This window comes from Enterococcus gilvus ATCC BAA-350 (genome assembly GCF_000407545.1).
GTDB lineage: Bacteria > Bacillota > Bacilli > Lactobacillales > Enterococcaceae > Enterococcus_A > Enterococcus_A gilvus.
Genome location: NZ_ASWH01000005.1, coordinates 1 through 19,132, shown reverse-complemented (window position 1 = coordinate 19,132; position 19,132 = coordinate 1). Strand labels below are relative to the sequence as shown.

The following is a 19,132-nucleotide window of genomic DNA, read 5'->3' as shown; positions in this document are numbered from 1 at the left end:
TTGGTTAAAAGAAAATAAACGAGGGTGGCCACAAAACAAATCGATAATGCTAAACAACAGATTAATAAGAATGCCTTTAACCAAATTGGTGATTTCCTCCACTAGCTGACATTTCTTATTAATTTGCGTTTAAGGTATTTCGCAACTACTTAGAAGATTTATCTCACTAATCGTTATCGACAAATTTATTAACTCTGTGCAAGCATTCGTCTAATATCTTTGTGAAGACCAACAACTCACTAAAGTTATTAGTGAACACTTTTGGTATATCTACTTCATATCTGACAAATTCAAGTCCTTTGATTTTTTTTATTTGTAAACTAAACGGTGTTCCATAAAAAATATCTATCATTTTCTTTAACGCAGGCAGCTGGTTAATAAATATTCCATCTCGATCTTTTGAAACAGCAAACATTTTGTTGTAATAGATCGTAATATCGACACATCCTAATGTACATAAAACTTCTGGATCAATCCATAAAGTGTACCCCGCCCCTACCGACCATAGGTCTATATAATCATTAATTATTTTATTTGATGGTCTGTATTCTATAATGTCATATTCGTCTACTTCTTCCCAGCGATCTTCTATATCTTTTTTGTATACTTTAAGCCTTTTACAAAATTCTTTTTCTATCCTTCTGATTTCTAACACTTCCTTCTACTTTCTAAATATAAATCATCTAGTTCTTCGTAATCCATTGCTGCTTGTAAAGCTTGGTATTCGTCGAATCTTTCTTCCCCTCTATCACAACATTCTTCGCAATTGACAGAACTAATTTCATATTTCACATTTGTAAAATCAACCTGGGCAACGGCCATTATTCAACAAAAAATTCTCTAACTGTTGAATTACTTGAGCTGCTGTCTTCGAATCTCCACACCTTCGATTCAAGTAGTTATAACTATCTATTTGGATAGCTTTTCTTAAAAGAGTCACTTCATCAAATGCTTGAATTATGCTTAAAATGATGGGAGTCACTTCCTTTCTTTTACAACGACTTCAATCAAATATCTATTGCTGATTTTTAACTCTTCCCATACGCTACCTTTTTCGGGAATATCTGATTGTTTTCGACCTTAAAATGAAATGGCGTATAACGGATACGATAGCAAGCAACGAATTTCCCGCCATACGATTCCTCAAGCCAAGTCCCACCACTACCCAATTTGTACGTTTTTACAGTCTCTTTTTCTCCAAATTGATAGATTAGATAGCTTTTCCATTCGTCAGGCAGCTTCCATGTATCACCTTTTAACGAAAGAGCAGTTTCTGATAGGGGAAATATCTCCAGCTTTAATTTTCGATCTGCTACCGCCGATAAACGGCGAAGTAAAAAATAGCACAACAAGTTACCTAATAATTGTTCGAGTTGATTCATTGATACATATTCAGTTTCTATGAACCCTAAGTAAAATACTCCACCCAATAATACGTACATAACGAAATAGAGCTTTACTTTTATTAGTAGATAATTCTTTGTAAATTCTCCCGAAATAAATTTAGTCCCAAAAAAGAAAAGTTGAGCGATAATAATCATGCCCGCAACAAAGTGGAACAACGTTGAGAGTAAAACCGTTGTCTCAGTTCCCTCCAAAAAAACTAGTTTCACATTGTCTCCGACTAAATTCCATCCTTTTATAGCCATATGTAATAGTGAAATCAAGAGCGCAAGATAAAGAAATCCTTGCGCACACTTTCTAGCCAAAAGAATGGAAAATTCTCGTTTAATTGAATTTTCCATCAGTTTCTCCTTTATTTAGTTATTTGCTGTGTTTCATTTGTTTGTTGCACAGGGGTGCTAGATACAGGCTGTTGAACAGATTCTGCGGGAGGCTCTTGGCTTGCAGGAGTTGGAAGAGACTGATAATCGTCAACAACCGCCGCTACATTCTCGCTCGTTGTATCTACAGCTTCCTTCACCTCTTGAACCGTTGTTTCAGCGTCGCTTACAGCTTGCTGAGAAGTCTCGCCATCCATTTTGTTGAATTGTTCTGTTACGTCATTATTCGTCTGCGTTAACTCATTTGATGCTGTTTCAGCTGCGTTCACTTCACTGGCAACATTTTCTGCGACCTTGGGCTTGTCGTTTGCTGTAGAAACTGCGGTAGTGATCTCATTTTTTGCTTGGGCAACTTCTTTTTGTGTCCCATTGTTAAAATCTGCTTTCTTATTTTCAAACTCATCACTCGTGGATTTAGCAGAAGCGACTGTATTCTCCATGTCCCCAACAGCTGTATTCGTCTGTTGTTGTACCTGCTGAATCTCAGTTACCTTCTGTCCAAGTTTTTCATAGGTTTCCTTATACAGTTCATAATTAATTGGCAAGACCGTTCCATCAACCTCGATTAATTGTTTAATCTCAGCCGACAACGCATTGTATTCCAATATTAAGGCAGCTACTTTATCAAGATCACGTTGAATATCTTCGGCACTTTTTTCTGTCGCTTCTTTGATGGTTGCAAGCTGTTCCAATTCCTCAGCTACTTTTCTGATGTCAGAATTTAAATTATCTGCCTTTTCCTTTGCAGCATTTAATTCATTTTTTGATTTTTCCGTAAGTTCTGCCGTATTATCCGGTTCTACCGGTGGTTTTGGGGGATCAATCGGTTTTTCCGGCTTCTCTACAGGAGGGTCTACAGGTTTGACTGGCGGTGTAGGTTCTATTGGAGATTCCGGTCCAACAATCACTGGCGCTTCTACTTCTTTATCTGTTCCTGGAAGCTTAGGTAACCTATCGTCAGTTCCTAATTTTTCGCTAGGTTTCGTTTCTCTAGGAATTTCTGCCGCCTCAGCAACATTTCTCTTTGATAGACGAGCTTCAACTTTCTGCTCCTGTTCGTCAATGGCTACTGCTAATTTGTTTAACATTGGTGTTTTTGATTTTTTTATTTCCTTTCCGAACACTCGCGAATCTTCACTGTCGTCTTCTCCAACAATTACTGCAAGCACTTTATCTGTAGTTGTCTTCTCTTTCTTTTTTTCATTCTCTGACTCACCTGTTACCTGTTTTTCCCAAGCTTGTTTCTTTTTATCTTTTTTGGGAGTCGTTTCACTTTGTGCTGTTTTTGGTGGTTCTGTCTTGTCCGCATTGTTCAAACCATAGGTGATTGCTCCTCCAAAAAGAGCCAATGAAAAAAGACCGATCAAAACAAATTTTTTATTTTTTTTAAGTAAATCCAACCGATTGTCTTCACTCATTTTCGATTCCTCCTAATTGTTTTAGATTTTCTTCCCACATTTTGTAGTTCTCGTCTGCTTCTTTTCTCTCGCTATCCGACAATTCTTTATTGTTCCGATCTGATTGGTACTTGTTCAGTAAATTAACGATACTTTTCGTCACTTTTATATCTTCTGTTAGTTCTGTATCTTTGATAGTAGAATTTATTTTTTCTGCTGCTTCAACATCCTTTTTCTTTAATAACTGATATGCTTCAACTTTCTTCTGTGTATTGATCTGTTCAGTCAACGTTTCATTTTGGATCTCTTTATTAATGATTTCTGCTTCCGTCACCTTCTCCTGTTTCAAATAAGCGTATCCCCGCATGGCTTGAACCGTTTCATTCAGTTTTACGTCTTTCATGGAAGTCACCTTCTCCCAGTTTTCTTCTAAGAAATTGAGATAAAAATCGGCTAGTTTCGATTTTTCTTTACTAGATAGTTCTTCAAGAACTTCTCTGTTTTTATCTATATATAAAGTTTCTACCAATACACCCTCCTTCTCTGGATACTGTTCATACGCTTCTAGGTATTCTCTTTTCTTGAGTAACATTTCATAACTATCTGATTGATCCGCTGTGCTCGTCGAACCATTGAGCCAAATAAAAGACAATGAGCCGATAGTTAGTAACAATAACGAAACAACTATCGGCAATTTAGCCCTTTTAAGTAATAAAAAAAAGCCTTGTTTAGATACAGGCCATTGAATAGGTTGATTTTCTTTTTTTTCCTTTGGTTGTCTTTTAATACCTTCATAAGATTCTATCTCGATCTGCTTAGTTGGCGTTCGTTCTTCCTTCAATGCGTGATTGATTTTTTGGAGGAGTTCTCTTTTTTCTTCCGGACTTTCATCGGGAAAATTCGCCTCTAACAGCTGTTCAATTAACAAAATTATATTATTTGTTTGATCTTCTCCAGCTTCAAAATCACTTCGGAATATTCGATTTTTCTTATCCTCATAAATTTCAATGTAAAAAATATTCTTTTGCTTTGTTTCTGGCAATGCACAAAGCTCTTTCAACTTAGTATCGGCTTCAGTAATCGAATAATTTTTACCGGAAGAAAGCAGACCATTCAGACGTTTTTTATCTGTTTGAAAACGAACGTACATGCGTTCTCCTCCTTCAATCCATTATTTGAAGAACTGAATAATCATCTCCGCACCACCACAAATCAATAAACCAACAATGATGTTTTTGATACCGTCTTGTGCTTCTTCTAATTTTTGCCGGTTTTTAGTCATATAGTAGAAACCCATTTGACACAACATTAATGCGGCATATCCTCCCGATAAACCTTGAGCAAATCTCATAATGATTGAGATTTTTGATAAGATAAATTCCATTGTTATCCCCCTACAACTTTTTGAGTATTGTTGTTTCGTTTTTGATAAAATTTCAACGCATCGTGAATCGTTGTTTCATTTTCTGTAATTGCTTGGTCATATTTTTCGGCCAACCATTCATCAAAATCGCCACCATTCACTTCAACTAACAGCTTAGCCATACTTCTCTTTTTGGCTAGTTCCTTTTGACTAATTTTCCCCATACTTTTCTCCTTTCTACACGTGGTAATCGATTTTATACTTCTGTTTACTTTGTGACTTTTTCTTTCTTTTGCTTGGGGTTTTTATTTCTTTGGGCGTCACTTTTTTATACTCAATTCCCGCAAACGGAGTCAGTTTTCTTAATTCTTCGTAATAACTCTGAGCATCTACTTTTTTTACCCACATTCTTTTGACTCCGTACCCTTCCCACAAGTATCCAAGCTCTGATAACCCGTAGCGATACTCGTACCCATTTTCAATGCCAATATAATAGTAAGATAAAAATGTTGGCGATATTATTGGACGGATCAAGAAGTTATCCCTTTTAGAAAATGGCAGCAACTCAGACAATTCTTGCTCAGCTGCTTGTTGCGTTGGAAATTCTTTTTGCCAGGTCTGACTCACCGTAAACCAATAAAATTCTCTGGAACGTAAGCGATCCTTAAAAGAACGACCATCTTTAACAATCAACATCCGTTTCTCCATATCAGGTATCACAGGTACTTCCCAATCGAGTGGCTCACCAAAATAACTAATCATACGGCGCTTGTCCGCTGTATCAAACTGATCAGTAATATCAGAAAGTTGTAAGAGTTTTAATCCCACAGCCGTTAAATAGAGCTCTAACATGATTTCATAGAAACTCTTGTCATGACCAGAATCTCCGTATACTTCGTATTCGACATGATGCGAAATTTCATGTATACACGTGATCAGTAAAAAACGCGATTCTCGTGATAAATTAAATACCTCAATCATGCGTTCTCTGCGAATATAATGCGCATGCTTACTTTTTAACTCCTTTGGGCGGATACGAATAAAGTAACTCAAATAATGCTTATACTCGTTTGGATAGGTGTATTTTAAGATTGTATCAATCGTGCCCTTAATCAACGCTTCATCCTTACTCATTGTTTCACCTCCTTAGCCCCTTACGCTGAGCACTCTTTTATTTTTTATTGACCTCTTTATCAAATTTACTCGCTATTTGGTTGTCATTTGTTTCCACGATTTCGCAATTTTTCAACGAATCGATCCACTTCTGGATCATAAATATTGTGGCATTCATCAACTATTAGTCGCCCTGCTCTAATATCTTTCCCTGGCTTTCCTAGGACATCTACATTTGACTGTCTATGAAGAAATTCATTCTTGGGATCAACAAAAACTATATCTCCTTCCAATCTATTCAAATAAAGCGGACCGATATCTCTCATTTTTTATCTTCCCTCCTTTAAAGTAGCTTGATCGCATTAGCGTGTGAGTCATGCCTTAGCAAAGACGAGAGTTCGTCTTAACGAACGGGAACTTTCTTTGAACGTAAAAAAAGCACTCAACATTTTTTCGTTAAGTGCCTGACTCTTTCCTATTGTGTTAATTTTAGTTTCCAAATAGAACCGTTTGCGGATCAACAAGCATGTTTTGAGACAAACTGCGGTCCTTGCAAACCTCCAAGTGTAAATGAGCGCCGGTACTATTACCCGTGCTGCCAACATAACCGATGGTTTGCCCTTGTTCCACTTTATCGCCCACTTTAACGGCGTATTGTTGTTGATGCGCATAGAGTGTCGTTGAACCGTCGTTGTGTTCGATCACAACGTAATTGCCCCACGAGTCGTGGTATTCCGCTTTTAGAACAGTTCCCGCTTTACTGGCATGAATGGGTTCGCCTTGTGCCGCCGCAAAGTCCAGTCCACGGTGAAACTCTCCACCACGATTGCCATAAGGACTCGAGATCGTGTAATTGTCTACGGGTACTTTGTAACCGTTCATGCTTACAGATGCGCCTTGCACTTCTTTGTCATACTGAACGAGATCGTAGGTTTCAATTAAGCCATTCAGTTTTTGATTGTAACTGGTATCGGTTGCGTATTTACCAGTAAGGAACTTCGTTGCTTCCTGATACGTTTTTGCATTGGACTTCCAAACACCTGAATAATAGTTTGAATTGCCTGAGATACCTTCCTTGATTAGTTTCGCATAATCCGTCAAGCTATCTTCATAGTTTTCATAGACACGGAATCCCGCTTGTGTCGCGTATAGATTCCCGTTTCCGAAATCTTCTTCGGTTGCCATTGAGACTGATTTTCCATTGTGCGTCCCTTTAATGCCAAACAGATTGTAGTTTGGCGCTTGGGCTAAACCACTTTGACCACTGGCAGACTCTAAGATCGCTTGTGCGATCATGACAGACGCATAGAGATCATGCTCTTTTCCGATTTTGCGTGCAGGCTCACCAATCTTCCGAATGAAGCTCTCCACGGATTCATCTTTTTCGAAGTGGATCGCCCCGTCTTGTGTGACGGTACTAGATGGAACCGTCTGTGACAAGTCCGCTGTTGCGCTTTGATCGACTTGCGTTTTCGGTGTCGGTGCTTCTTGTGGCGTTTGTGGTGCCTCCGGTGTCGGTTGGCTCACTGGTGGTGCGGGTGTTTCTTTTGGCTTTTCTTGTTCCTTTGGTACGTCCTTCTTTGGTTCTTCCTTTTTCGGTGGTTCTGATTGGCTAGGTGCCGTTGATTCCGAAGGCTTTGTCGTACTGCTTGAAGGTGGCGTCTCACTGCTTGGTGTCGTACTGCTTTCACTCGACGGTGTCGTCGATGATTCACTGCTCGATGACGAACTCGATGTCGTGGTCTCTGTTGTTTCGCTACTTTCCGTTGCTTGATGGACTTGTTCAGTCGCTTCTTTTCCTTGTGTTTCCTCCGCAAAGGTGTGGGTCGGGATCATTAAAAACGTCTGCAAGGACAATAACAAAGCAGACGCGATTCTTGAAAATTTCTTCATCCAATTATTCCTCCTATTCGATTCCATCGTTTATTTTATCCTTATGTTTCCCTGCAATCAATAGCACCATCAAAAGAACGCCTATATTGACTCCTGCCGCAAAAGCGATTACCATACCAACGATACTTTCTCTCCTTCCATTGTTAACCAATCCTTGTGAGTAGTCTTTGTTGCCGAGGAATGAAACATCGAATTTCATCCTCATGGAAGCCAATTCTGAGTTTCTTTCCATCAAACAAAATCGGACTTTTCAAAGGTTGCGGGTCTGCGATCAATCGGTCAATGGCTAGGCTTAAAGGGAGATCGTCAAAGTTCACTTGCGTAGTTCGCTTCAATAAGTCACTTAACCCATTGTCCGTAAAGGACAACAATCCTTTCATTTCTTGTTTCGTCAGGACGTCTGTTTTCAATCGTACCTCGATGAATTCGACGTCGTGGTCATTCAACCACTTCACGACTTTTCGTGACGATGAATTGCTTTCCGTATAAATTTTTAAGGGCACTCCTTTTCCTCCTTCTAAAAATCAACAGGTCGAATAGCGTCTGTCGTGACGCCCAATATTTTCGTGATTTCGCACACTCGATCGTAGCTTGGACTGTGCGTTTCGCCTGCTTTAATTCTTCGTATACTCTCTTTCCCCGCGGGGGATAATTTTTTGTGAAGTTCTTCTTCGGTCATCTTTTTTTCAATCAAAATCTGCTCGATTTTTTCCCACATACAGTTGTTCCTTTCCTTTGATGTTTTATACATCAATTCTAAAGTCTTCCGTAGGCACACCCAGCGCATCGGCAATTTGGCAAATCAATTTGTATCTTGGGTGTTTGGTTTCACCGTTTTTCAATCGATAAATACTTGTTTTATGGATGCCTATTACCTGCACCAGCCGATAAGCTGTAACTTGTTTCTCTTTCATTACTGCTTCAATATTTGTCCAAATTTGTGTCACATGATTCTTCCTCTCATTCCATTACTTACCAAACGTCGCTAGCTTCAAAAGTACCGACAATAGAACTAGATAACCTGTAGAAAGTAGGATCGGTGACTGACTCACTGTCGCAAAAGCCGAAATGCACGCGCGCTGAATCGTTGAATAAATTGGTTTGTTTCGTTTGTTTGTTTTCGATTCTTGATTCTGATTGGCTTTACTTGTTTCAGTAGGTTTTTCCGTTGATTTATTTTCTTTTGGCTGTTCTATTGGTTTAACCGCCCGTTCTTCAACCAAGCCTAAACCAAGCTTCACCTCTGTGCTCGCTTGATCTGCTGGATAGCTTTTATGAAATACTCCCTGAACGATTGCACGATTGGCTGTATATAAACCCCCTTCACAACGTATCAGCGTCAAAAGAGCATCCTCGTTGCTTTTGGGCACTTCTAGTAACTCCCCTCGTGATTGGTTGACAACTTCGTTTTTCGTTGCCACATATTCATACACACGAGTAAAGTCTGTCGCGTAAAACACTTGATTTAAGGCTGTTTTAGGCAAGTTCCCTAAAGCACCACCGCCTTGTACAAGGTTGTGTGCCAAGCCTACATAATTTCCTTTTCCTAATTGTTGATTTGGGTAATAAGTGCCTACACCTACCATCAGATTTTGATTCGCCATTCCTGCTAATAGTTTGGTTTGAATCCCTGCACTTGGAATATAGAGTGCGCCGATTCCCCACTGGTTCACGATTTTTTCATACTGTAATTGTGCGTCCGCAAACGCTTCGGGAGTCACTGGTTTGATTTGATCGGTCGTGTATGTCGCTTCTTTTGATTTTTGTTGCGTTCGTTTCTGACTTGTTTTTTTGGGTTCAATTCGGTGTGTCATCTGTTCCGCATTGCGATCAGCCTGCTTCAATAAACAGTAGCCATAATAACTCCCACACGCTAAAACAATCCCAAAAACAAGCCATAAAATAGGTAGAGCTTCCACTGCTTTTTTCACAATACCCTCCTGTTCAACATCAGACACATAATAGTGTCTAAGCATCCGATAACGGACGCTTAGACAAAAAAATATTATTGTTGTTCGTGACGTTTTTTCTTCATAGAAACAAAAATAGCACCTGCCGCAATCACTAGAACAAGGATGATCCATACGAATGGATTTCCTAATGTTCCGCTTGTTTGTGGTAGTGTGCCTACTGTTTTAGATGAAGTTGGTGTCGCTGGTGTAACTGGTTTAATAATGGTGATTGTTTGGCCTTTATCGTTGATGTCTTTGTGTTCAACAATCTTTTCACCTTTTGATGTGGTTTCTTCAAAGGCAACCAATGAGAACTTGCTGTCTTTTCCGAACAATTGTTGAACGGCTACATCTTCGATGGTCACGGTTACTGTACCAGTTGATTCTTTTGGTGTGAATTTGATCGTTGATGTTAATTCTTTGCCGTCAATCATGACTGGTTTTTTCGTGCGTGCGTCCATCCAAGTCACTTTTTGTTCGTACTCAACACCTGGCGTCAAATCTTCGAAAGCCACTTCGTCAGTTAATGTGATTTTGCCGTCTGTTGTGACTTCGGTTTTCCCGTTTACTAACGCTTTTGTACCAATCTTAGGATTGCGAACTTTTCCTGTTTGTTTCTCGTTCTTGATGTCCTTCTCGTGAGCGATTGGTGTGTCGTTGTGTGACAATTTTTCATAAGCAACCATGATTTTTCCTTTAGCTGCTGACAAGTTCGTTACGAAAGGAACGTCTACAGAACCCGTTAATAACTCAACGTCTACCAATGGTGTGTATTCTGTTGATTCTTCGGTTTCTTCTGCCGGAGTTTCTGTATCTGTTCCTTGTTCTGTTGCGTCAGTTGCTTTCACTTCGGGTTTGTTTTCTGGTTTCGTTGTTTCAGATTCTTTGCTATCTGTTTCTTCTTTTTCTTTATCCGACTCTTTTTCTGCTTCTTCTTTTGCAAGGTTTTCGTAGTATTCTTTTGCATTGATCTTAGAGGTTACTTTTCCGTCTTTGCCTGCGACAACCGTTAACGTACCTGTCACGGGTTTTCCGCTTGGATCAGTAAATTCTTTTCCAGTTTCACGGTGCATCATAGCTAAATCAAAGACGTATGTTTCACCTGCAATCAAGTTTTTGTAGAAGACACGGTCAAATCCTTTGACTTGTTTCAGTGGGTCCGTTAGTTTCGTTTCTTTGTTGTTTTGATCGAAGAAGAACAATTCTGTGTGGATTTCTGGTTTCACAATTTGAATGGCTTCTGCTTCATTTTTCAAATCGTCATGACGGGCGACTTCTTCCCATTCCTTCGTCGAAGGATTGTAGTATTCTAATACGTTCGTGAAGACGCCTTTCTTGCCGTGCATGTTTGTTGCATCAAAATCTAGGTTGATGGCTTTCACAAATTTTGCTTGTTTGGCTTCAAATTCAGTGACTTGTTTTAGCGATTTTTCACCTAATTGTTGACCTGTGCCAAATTCTACAAAATCAGTCGTCAAACGTAATTGCGCATTGGCTGGTGCTTGGTGTGCTTCGATCATCACTTGATCGACCAACTTTTGACCTTTTGATGGGTTGATAAATTGTTGACCAGCGGTGTTGCTTGCTTGAGAATCCATACCAAAGTTCAGTGTTGGGTTGTTCACGTTGATGGTGTTTTCACCTGATTTAACAGTGATTGAACCTTTTGATTTCTCAGGATCAATGTAATGCCCTTTGATCGTGGCGATTTCTTCCCAATCTACTTTCGTTCCAGCTTTCAAGCCTTTAACAGCTAGTGTTCCATCTTTAGCAGAAACGGCTTCATGCGTTTTTCCGTCATAAGTAAGGTTGAATTTAGCGTCTTCGATTTTATTCCCTTTGTCATCTGTTTTCACTAACGTTAGGTTCGCAAAACGAGGGTTGGTAACTTTGATTGTATTTGTGCCCTCTTTAAGAGTCACTGATCCTTTAGATGTAGCAGGGTCAATGTAGTGACCAGCAGGCGCTTTTGTTTCTTCATATTGTACGACCGTTCCCACGTTGTAATCAGGGGTTGATAATTCACCATTGACATTCGTGGTTGCTTTAGTCGTCTTGTCATTGGCAGCCAACTTAAACTCTGCACCAGCAATCGCTTTCCCCGTATCATCAACTTTTTTGAGTAACAGTTTGCCTTCTTTTTGGACTTTAATATTTAATCTAGTAATATTTGGGTCTTTAATTGCTGCGTGAAGTAATTCCTGAGAGTATGGATGACGGTAGACTAATGTTGCACCTTCATAAGATTTAGGTACATTGTAAATTAATTGGACGTTCCCGTCATTTACATCCCCATTCGCTTTGATAACCAATGTATTACCATCAATTGAGACATTCATTTTCGTATTATTTGTTGAAACTTTATAAGCCCATAAAGAGCTATTCGTATCATCAATTCGAATAGTTTCACCTTTTTTGAGTGTAAAACTCTTATTATCAAAACTTGGTTTAGTCAAAAATGAATTGATTTTTCTGTTTGTTTCTTTGATCCATGCTTCAAAACCAACTTGGCTGACACGTCCTGAAGGGTCTTTGATATTACTTGTAGATACACCTGTTCCCATATTTTGGATATGGTGTTCTGTATAGAAAGCATTCTCTACAGAAGGCTGCGTCTCATACCCCCAATAAGCAATCAAACTAGCGATAACTAAATTTTGTTGATTCAATTCTTCGGTAGTATAGCCACCATTTTCACCAAAGTTTAACGGATTACCGGGAGCTACACACCAAAGCAAACCGCCTGATGCGTCACGTTTAGCATAAAATCCCGTTTCATGTATACCATTTGAGTAGTCCCATGAAACAGTCGGAATGGAGTAGTTTTGATCGACAAAGATACTCACCCCTGCATAAGGAACGATTGATAAAGCTCGTTTAGCACGAGTTGACTGAGAACGCAATTCTTGTACTTTATCCAAAAATTCCGACCAGTTCTCACGCACACTTTCGTTAGTAGCTGACAAGAATTGACCATCCGTTGTCATGTAATAGCCGTAGTCTTTTAGAACTTTGGCTAACTGTTCATTTACATCTTTTTCTTTTTCAACTTTTGGACTGTCATTCGAATTTTGACTTTCGCCGATTTCTGGCTTGTCAACATCTTGTTCTCCACTAATAGTGGTACTCTCAGTCAGTTCTTTTGATTGAGAAGACTTTGTTTCTTTTGATTCTTTTTCTTCCTTATTCTCTGCGACAGTGCTTGAAAATTCAGTCTTAGTTACCTCTTCCGCAAACACTTGAACACTGGGTGCTAGTTGTCCGCTTAAAGTGAACAGTAACATTAGAGAAGCCGCAATTTTTTTTAATCGGTTCATATATTTTTCTCCTTTCGAAATAAAAAAAGATGGAAATCTTATTTTTCCATCTTGGTGATACACTCCCCTTATGGTGATCGTATGCAAATATTTTTTTGCATAGGTTATCCCTCCTGACGACAAAAAAAGACCAAGAATTATTTTTCTTGGTCTTGAACAGTTAAATTATAGTTGGTTATTCTGCATAAAGTGAAACTGAATATTTTTTACTTCCATCTGAATAGAATATTGTGATTACAACATATCTACTATAAGGTGAACCTTCTTTCAAACATTCGTCCTCGCCGTAAGTTGATGCTTCCATATTCGTATTAAATACTTTTCCTGTATTTCCCACAGAGCCACTAACAATCGTAGGTTCTTTAGGTTTCGTCGGCTCAGTTGGTTTCGGTGGTGTTGGTGCTTGATCTTTACCTGAATAAAATGCAACACCTTCATATCTCCATCCCTTAGAAACTAGATTGTTCTTTTCAGATGCTAGTGTCGTAAAATGATGAGCACCTGAGCGAGCATTCGGATTGTACAAGCGATATACAGGTGTCGATCCGCCCGATTTCCAAGACTCCCCTTCATATCTCCATCCCTTAGATTTCAACATGTTTACTTCATTGGTGTTGACGGTATAATGATGATCTCCCCCGCGGTTTGGGTTAAACATCCGATAGACAGGCGTGCCTTTACTTGGTGCTTCCCATGCCGTGCCTTCGTTGCGCCACCCTGCGCGAACCACGAATGGAATTTCGTTCCCATTTTGGGTATACAAGTGTTCTCCCGTGTTTGGGTTATACGCACGATACAACGTTGATGCTTCAACGTCTGTTGTACTTGCTAAGGCTACGCCCCCAACTCCTAATAAGATACCTAAACCAACAACTACTTTACCTAACATATTCTTTTTCATTTTTTATGCTCTCCTTTTTTAATTTACTGTATTGTTAGTGCTCGTCCGTCTCGCTCGGCATTGAATTGACCCATTGTTACCCAAGCTCTTGCACCGCGATCATATAACATGTTTTTACCGCCGCTGCCTGCGCCTGCATTAGCTGAATAATACAACGGATCATAAACTAAGAATTTTCCGTTATTGTACCCAGCGATCACCTTACAATGGTTTCTGTTTTTATCCGAGTTCTTTTGATAAGACGAAAAGCCATAATAGAGAACGGGTTGACCATTCAACACGCGATTAATAATTTGTACCGTATTTGATCCTGAAATATCCACCGTATTTCCGCCATAAGTTTTCCCGTAAGCTGCTAAGGCATTCGGTTTGATGACCCAACCGAAACCAGCACCCGTATAGACGTTTCCTTTTTGTCCGTTCGGATTACTTGGATACATTGGCAAACGATCTTGCATCGTTCTAAGATTTGGTCGGATGTTTTTTGATCCAAGGATCATAGCTAATGAAGCAGAGGCACATCCCCACGGTGCTTTAACAGGTGTGTATTGGCTAACGTACGGTACACTGTTAATGATGTTTGTTGATTTAGCGGGAACTGCGCCACCAGTGACTGACCAAGAAACGCCTTCGTATCTCCACCCACGTCTAACTAAATCATTTTTTTCAGATTCTAATAACGTGTAATGATGGCTGCCTGCGTCACGAGCATTTGGATTAAACACACGGTAAACTTTCTGTCCGCCATTTGGCACTTTCCAAGCAACGCCTTCATAACGCCACCCTGCGCGTTTGATCTTGTCGATCTCTTTTGAATCTTTAGTGTAAAAGTGCTCGCCTGAGTTCGGATTATAGGCACGGTATAAATTACTGCCGCTGCCGTCGATCTGCATGCTAATGCCTTCATAAACCCAGCCAAGTGACATTAGATTGTCTTTTTCACCACCGTTTAATGTATGCAGGTGTTCCCCTGAATTCGGATTATACACACGATAAACGGGTTTTAATGTCGCTGCTGCATAGGCTTCAACAGGTAGTGACGCACTTTTCGCGTCTTCTTCCGCAATTTCATTTGTTTCTGGATCAGGAACCATTACTTCCTGTTCAGGAACAGCTAATTTGGCGGGATTTAGGTTCGTCACGTCTGGACTGTCTGGCTGTTCTGCCTTGTCCTGACTCGTTTCTTCCTCATGACTTGTTTCCGTTTGTGGTGTCTCTGTTTGACTCACTTCTAGCTTGTTTGCTTGTGCTGTTTCGGATGTACTTGTTTCTGTTTGAACCGTCTGAGACGATTGTTGCAACGCACTTTCAGCTTGAACGATCCCTCCGAGTCCTAGTGGAACCGTTAATAAACCAACGACTAATAATTTCCAACACTTCTTTTTCATTGTTTCCCTCTTTCTTGAGTTAGTAGTTTTATAATTGTCATTATACAGTAAATCTTAATGTATAAATGACTTTTATTCAGTATAAATCACTTTTTTGAAGGACAAGTATTTTGTTGGCTTCTAAAAGTGGCGTCACTTTATATTAATAATATACCATTTACTCTTTTGTATTGCAATAGAAGTAGCGTCACTTTATAATGTTTCTTGAAAGGACTGAACACCATGCCGATTAATCGTGAGAAAACCGATCGAATACCTGTAACATTTCCTAAAGATTTGACAAAAGAAGTAGATGCGTACACTTCCCTTAAAAAAGATATTAAGACAAGATCAAAAGCCATTCGACTACTTGTTCAAAAAGGACTTGAAGTTGAATATCAAGCTTCCCCGCTACTTAAAGAGGAAATTCAACAAATCCTAGATAGTCAAGAAAACGATTAAGACATTGTTCTTAATCGTTTTTTGCTTTCAAATAAAATAGTCCAATGATTCCAGTAGATACGAGTGATAACTTCGTACAAAACAACGCTTCTTTGTGACAATCACCCAGTTTATAGGTAATGTACGTCAATACAAAACATAGCACTGTGATAAGCAGCCCCTTATTGAAATCGGACTTTAATTCTTGCGCGCTCAAACAATCGAAGTTTTCACTGTCCGAATGCTTTTTCGACTTCATAAGCATGATGGATCACTTCCTCCAATACGTGACAAGGGTAAACCTTGGTTTTTGATTTCTTCTGTTTCTGCTTAATTAGATAATCTAATTGTACGAGTGTTTCCTCAGTTAGTGCATATTTTTTTCGTTTTTTATCGGTAGTCAAGGTGTCCCCTACTTTCTAGTAGGGTGTCCCCTCGTTTATTGACTGAAAAAGCTTCGAATAACGATTTTGTTTTTCACTTCAATACTGGAAACAATGTTGTGGCTATGTTGATCCGAAGGGTATTGCTGACTAACAATTGTTAATGCCTTGTATGAATTTTCAGCCAATACGTTAGATACAGCAACTTGCTTCCATTCTGGTGACACCCTCTTTAATTCTTTTGTTTCGATGATATACAACTTCATACATTCCACTCTTTCTATAGAAAAAATAGCAATCCTCATTTTAATAGTAGGTGTCATGAGAAAACAATGATAGACGAAAATCCTAAAAGGTCAATCAGTCACCCTGAGTGGTCTATTCTTTTTATCGTTGAGTACAAATCCATTACTATAAAAGAATATTCAGATTTTACCCATCCTGAAAATTCAGCGAAAGATTTAAAACTCTCCTTTTGCCTCTGTCCATTTTTACCAATAGATAATAAAGGATCAAAGGAGAATCCTCTATAAGCGCCTACTTGCTCTTCATTTTTCATTTTTAGATACTTTTTCATCTCGTCTTCTTTCAGAAAATAAACGGTATCACCAATTTTGGTATCTAAATGATATTGATTTACTGCGTACAAGATCATCCTGTTCTCCTTTCAATATCCATGTTATCCCATTCTGTTGATTGATTCTTTTTGGGATCAAAACAAAAAATGTGCCTTTCTTATTCTTTTAATTGACTAAAAATTCTGGTCGAACTAATCGAGAGCCTTTTTTTCTCTCCTTTTCTTCACCTACGAGATAAACCGTTTCGAGTTGACCCTCCGTTGTATACTGGTACTGGACTTCGACAGCGAATTCATGTTTCAATACAGACGCGAAAATGGCTTGTCCGATACTCCCATTCCCGCTATGTGAGACGATTCTAACTTGCTTGTTTTCCGCCCACTGCGTAAATCCTTTGTAAGTACAGACTCGGTTTGTCCCTGTCTGTACGTAGTTTCTGATGAACTTTTTAAAATCGCTGCTATTGGTCAATACTGTTTTCATGTTTTCCTCTCCTTCACTAAAATCTTTCTCAAAAATATGTTCCCTTTTCAGCTAGTTCTCTAAACATAGACACCATTAGACTCAAACCAGACAAATTGCAGATTAGCAAATATTCATTTTCAAACAGATTGAATTTTTTTGATCCGTTAGTCTCTGATTTTTTTATTCATAGCCATATTATTTACTTGTGATTATTTTTTGCTTTTTGTAGCAACATTTGAGCTAAATAGTCGCCGTTTTTATTTTTAGGATGAGAGATCTCTCCGAAAATAATTTGATTTGGCGAACATTTTAAGACAATACTTGCTGTCCATACTAACTGTTGTTGTTGGTCATGCGGAAGCTTTTTCCATTCATCATCATTCAAAATGACCTTTCTATTTTCCTCTAACGATTCTGATCCTTTTTCATAAAGTTCTTGGCGCTCATTGTCTCTTTCAATCATGATGACGGATGAATCGTCTTCTTGATGAACCAACATACTCGTCTGAATCATTACCCATGCGGTAAGTGAGACAAGTACCATCGTGATAATGTTGCATATCGAACCCACACGTTGGTTCCGATTCAGTTGCTGCCAATGAGCCAACGCATAGATGACCAAAAACAACAGAAATAGAAACGCCAAAGCAAACAACCCCCATTGCCCTACCATTTCGTTTCACTCCCTTTTTTTATGCTTTAATTGTTGTGGAGTATAAGATTTTTTTTTATTTCATCGTCTCTTTTTTGGTATCCAACAGAAAGAACTTCGCTCTTTTCGAGCTGATTCAATAGACGATATTCCCTCTTTTTATTCCACTTTTTTTGTTTTCTTCGCAAGAATAAATATTCTTCTAACAAGATTTCTTTTCTCTTACCAGATCGCATGAAAGCGACCAGCTCTCGAACCTCATTCATTTGATCCCCTCACAAATTTTCTTTTGTTTGCAAATTAAAAAATTAGCTAGACACTTTTACGATTAGTGAGAACGCGCCGTTTTTGGCTAACGGACAACCTGTCAAATTTCGACTTCAAGCAGATGATGCAAGCATTAGAAATCCTTCTACAAGCAGATAGTCCCACGGATTTAACATGGAGACGGTTACCTGCGCTGCTTATCTTCGAAAAGCGAAAATGACCACTTCCCAAGAGACGCTAACCTTCTCGGGTACTGTCCTCCTTTTGAGTACCAACGCTGCTAGACAGTCAGATACATGCGTTCTAAAAACGATACTCTTCTTCGATATGCAATTTTCAAGGATCGTACAAGTTAGATTTAACTTGCAAACAGGAAAAAATTTGTTAGAGAAGCACTTTGGCTTTGAATTTTCGAATGCGGCACAAGTCTGCCTTTCGATGTTTTCGTTTAGCGAAGACGACCCCGCCGGGACCGACTGCGGTTCGAATCAACGGATAAAGTCGTATGATGGTTTGTGCCTCTTTGGTTCGACAATTCATAAACAACCCATGATTCATATTGACCCAAATGGATTTATCAAATAGACGGATCGTTGTTGCTTCTTCTTGTAGTTTTTTAAACGAACAAATCTCCAATGCTTCCATGTCATTTCCCTACTTTCGGTTAATTTTTAGCACTGTTGCATCCACGAATTACGAGTTTCTTTGTTAAGAGGCAGTGATTTTTTTAGTTTTTCTCGTGAATGCAACAAGCACTAACTGACCATCTGCTTTGCGCCAGTAGGAAACCGACAACAAAAAGGAGGGAGACTACACCCGTTAGGTATAGTCTCCCTCCCTCAATACTCGCTATGGCAAACACAAACACACTGAGTTTTCCCCTATATATCCAAAAATCATTGGGACGGATCACTCGATCCTTTTGTACACAAAAACACAAATAAATGGGTTAAAGCATACGCAAAAATATGGTATGATTATGTCGTTGCTTAATTGCAACGGTATAAGGCAGTGGCTACCCGTCTCAGGCGACGGCAACTTTCAGTTCGCTTTGATCCACCAAAGGAGGTCGAAGACCTTTGGAGGAGAGAACTGAGAGCGGCTGCTGTCTTTGCTTTTTGTCGGCTTCCTACCGACGCAAAACAGATATATATTCAGTCTTACTTTATTGTTTCGTAAAGATAAAAAACTTACGTTCTCTAACGTATTTCTCAGAATTAGAGTAACACATCAGTCAAAAATAGCAACTCTTTTTTTTT

General features: G+C 39.1%; 24 protein-coding genes. 1 reads left to right on the top strand and 23 read right to left on the bottom strand.

The genetic code is table 11. The annotated features are described in order from the left end of the window. Positions 1-166 precede the first annotated feature (166 nt). The 17 genes from I592_RS20420 to I592_RS20345 all read right to left on the bottom strand — a co-directional run bounded on the left by I592_RS20420 (position 167) and on the right by I592_RS20345 (position 15,108). Positions 167-655 (bottom strand): hypothetical protein, encoded by a 489-nt coding sequence (locus I592_RS20420; protein WP_010782494.1) that lies wholly within the window; start codon positions 653-655, stop codon positions 167-169. A gap of 373 nt (positions 656-1,028) precedes the next feature. Then, positions 1,029-1,745: a hypothetical protein gene (locus I592_RS20415; RefSeq protein WP_010782495.1), complete on the bottom strand. Its 717-nt coding sequence runs from the start codon at positions 1,743-1,745 to the stop codon at positions 1,029-1,031. 11 nt (positions 1,746-1,756) lie between these two features. After that, positions 1,757-3,202, bottom strand: a complete 1,446-nt coding sequence (locus I592_RS20410) for a hypothetical protein (RefSeq protein ID WP_010782496.1) — start codon at positions 3,200-3,202, stop codon at positions 1,757-1,759. Further along, positions 3,195-4,331: a hypothetical protein gene (locus I592_RS20405; RefSeq protein WP_010782497.1), complete on the bottom strand. Its 1,137-nt coding sequence runs from the start codon at positions 4,329-4,331 to the stop codon at positions 3,195-3,197. Before I592_RS20405 ends, I592_RS20410 begins: the two co-directional genes overlap by 8 nt. Before the next feature lie 21 nt (positions 4,332-4,352). Further along, positions 4,353-4,565 carry a hypothetical protein gene (locus I592_RS20400; protein WP_010782498.1) on the bottom strand — a complete coding sequence of 71 codons (213 nt, stop codon included), beginning with the start codon at positions 4,563-4,565 and terminating at the stop codon, positions 4,353-4,355. Between the two features lie 2 nt (positions 4,566-4,567). Then, positions 4,568-4,768 carry a hypothetical protein gene (locus I592_RS20395; RefSeq protein ID WP_010782499.1) on the bottom strand — a complete coding sequence of 67 codons (201 nt, stop codon included), beginning with the start codon at positions 4,766-4,768 and terminating at the stop codon, positions 4,568-4,570. A 13-nt stretch (positions 4,769-4,781) separates the two neighbouring features. Beyond that, a complete protein-coding gene (locus tag I592_RS20390) occupies positions 4,782-5,678 on the bottom strand; it encodes a hypothetical protein (protein ID WP_010782500.1) in 897 nt (298 codons plus the stop codon). Between the two features lie 83 nt (positions 5,679-5,761). Further along, complete coding sequence (locus tag I592_RS20385; protein WP_010782501.1) at positions 5,762-5,983, bottom strand: hypothetical protein; 222 nt, start codon at positions 5,981-5,983, stop codon at positions 5,762-5,764. Positions 5,984-6,146: 163 nt separating this feature from the next. Then, positions 6,147-7,550: a peptidoglycan DD-metalloendopeptidase family protein gene (locus I592_RS20380; protein WP_010782502.1), complete on the bottom strand. Its 1,404-nt coding sequence runs from the start codon at positions 7,548-7,550 to the stop codon at positions 6,147-6,149. Between the two features lie 13 nt (positions 7,551-7,563). Next, positions 7,564-7,701, bottom strand: coding sequence for a hypothetical protein (locus tag I592_RS21825; protein WP_167540801.1), 138 nt, complete (start codon positions 7,699-7,701; stop codon positions 7,564-7,566). Beyond that, entirely contained in the window at positions 7,694-8,053 is a 360-nt protein-coding gene (locus tag I592_RS20375; protein WP_010782503.1) for an ArsC/Spx/MgsR family protein, read from the bottom strand. Before I592_RS20375 ends, I592_RS21825 begins: the two co-directional genes overlap by 8 nt. Positions 8,054-8,067: 14 nt before the next feature. After that, complete coding sequence (locus tag I592_RS20370; protein WP_010782504.1) at positions 8,068-8,268, bottom strand: helix-turn-helix domain-containing protein; 201 nt, start codon at positions 8,266-8,268, stop codon at positions 8,068-8,070. 25 nt (positions 8,269-8,293) lie between these two features. Further along, positions 8,294-8,497: a helix-turn-helix domain-containing protein gene (locus tag I592_RS20365; RefSeq protein ID WP_016250229.1), complete on the bottom strand. Its 204-nt coding sequence runs from the start codon at positions 8,495-8,497 to the stop codon at positions 8,294-8,296. A 21-nt stretch (positions 8,498-8,518) separates the two neighbouring features. Beyond that, positions 8,519-9,481, bottom strand: a complete 963-nt coding sequence (locus tag I592_RS20360; protein WP_016250228.1) for a class A sortase — start codon at positions 9,479-9,481, stop codon at positions 8,519-8,521. Positions 9,482-9,555: 74 nt separating this feature from the next. After that, positions 9,556-12,819: a VaFE repeat-containing surface-anchored protein gene (locus I592_RS20355; protein ID WP_016250227.1), complete on the bottom strand. Its 3,264-nt coding sequence runs from the start codon at positions 12,817-12,819 to the stop codon at positions 9,556-9,558. Positions 12,820-12,994: 175 nt separating this feature from the next. After that, positions 12,995-13,720 carry a hypothetical protein gene (locus I592_RS20350; RefSeq protein ID WP_016250226.1) on the bottom strand — a complete coding sequence of 242 codons (726 nt, stop codon included), beginning with the start codon at positions 13,718-13,720 and terminating at the stop codon, positions 12,995-12,997. Between the two features lie 23 nt (positions 13,721-13,743). Further along, on the bottom strand, positions 13,744-15,108 hold the full coding sequence (locus I592_RS20345; RefSeq protein ID WP_010782408.1) for a C39 family peptidase: 1,365 nt from the start codon (positions 15,106-15,108) through the stop codon (positions 13,744-13,746). Between the two features lie 222 nt (positions 15,109-15,330). On the opposite strand from I592_RS20345, the gene I592_RS20340 reads away from it, so the two are divergent. Next, the gene (locus tag I592_RS20340) at positions 15,331-15,549 is read left to right on the top strand and encodes a ribbon-helix-helix domain-containing protein (RefSeq protein ID WP_010782407.1); all 219 of its coding nucleotides are present in this window, start codon (positions 15,331-15,333) and stop codon (positions 15,547-15,549) included. Between the two features lie 209 nt (positions 15,550-15,758). Here the strand turns inward: I592_RS20340 and I592_RS21820 are convergent, their stop codons facing one another. From I592_RS21820 to I592_RS20305, 6 genes are all read right to left on the bottom strand, one after another. Next, a complete protein-coding gene (locus I592_RS21820) occupies positions 15,759-15,932 on the bottom strand; it encodes a hypothetical protein (RefSeq protein ID WP_010782405.1) in 174 nt (57 codons plus the stop codon). A 35-nt stretch (positions 15,933-15,967) separates the two neighbouring features. Then, the gene (locus I592_RS20330; protein ID WP_010782404.1) at positions 15,968-16,177 is read right to left on the bottom strand and encodes a hypothetical protein; all 210 of its coding nucleotides are present in this window, start codon (positions 16,175-16,177) and stop codon (positions 15,968-15,970) included. Positions 16,178-16,275: 98 nt separating this feature from the next. Then, positions 16,276-16,566 carry a hypothetical protein gene (locus tag I592_RS20325; RefSeq protein ID WP_010782403.1) on the bottom strand — a complete coding sequence of 97 codons (291 nt, stop codon included), beginning with the start codon at positions 16,564-16,566 and terminating at the stop codon, positions 16,276-16,278. 88 nt (positions 16,567-16,654) lie between these two features. Beyond that, entirely contained in the window at positions 16,655-16,972 is a 318-nt protein-coding gene (locus I592_RS20320; protein ID WP_016250225.1) for a hypothetical protein, read from the bottom strand. 181 nt (positions 16,973-17,153) lie between these two features. Then, the gene (locus I592_RS20315; protein ID WP_010782388.1) at positions 17,154-17,627 is read right to left on the bottom strand and encodes a hypothetical protein; all 474 of its coding nucleotides are present in this window, start codon (positions 17,625-17,627) and stop codon (positions 17,154-17,156) included. A 630-nt stretch (positions 17,628-18,257) separates the two neighbouring features. After that, on the bottom strand, positions 18,258-18,518 hold the full coding sequence (locus tag I592_RS20305; protein WP_010782390.1) for a hypothetical protein: 261 nt from the start codon (positions 18,516-18,518) through the stop codon (positions 18,258-18,260). Positions 18,519-19,132 lie beyond the last annotated feature (614 nt).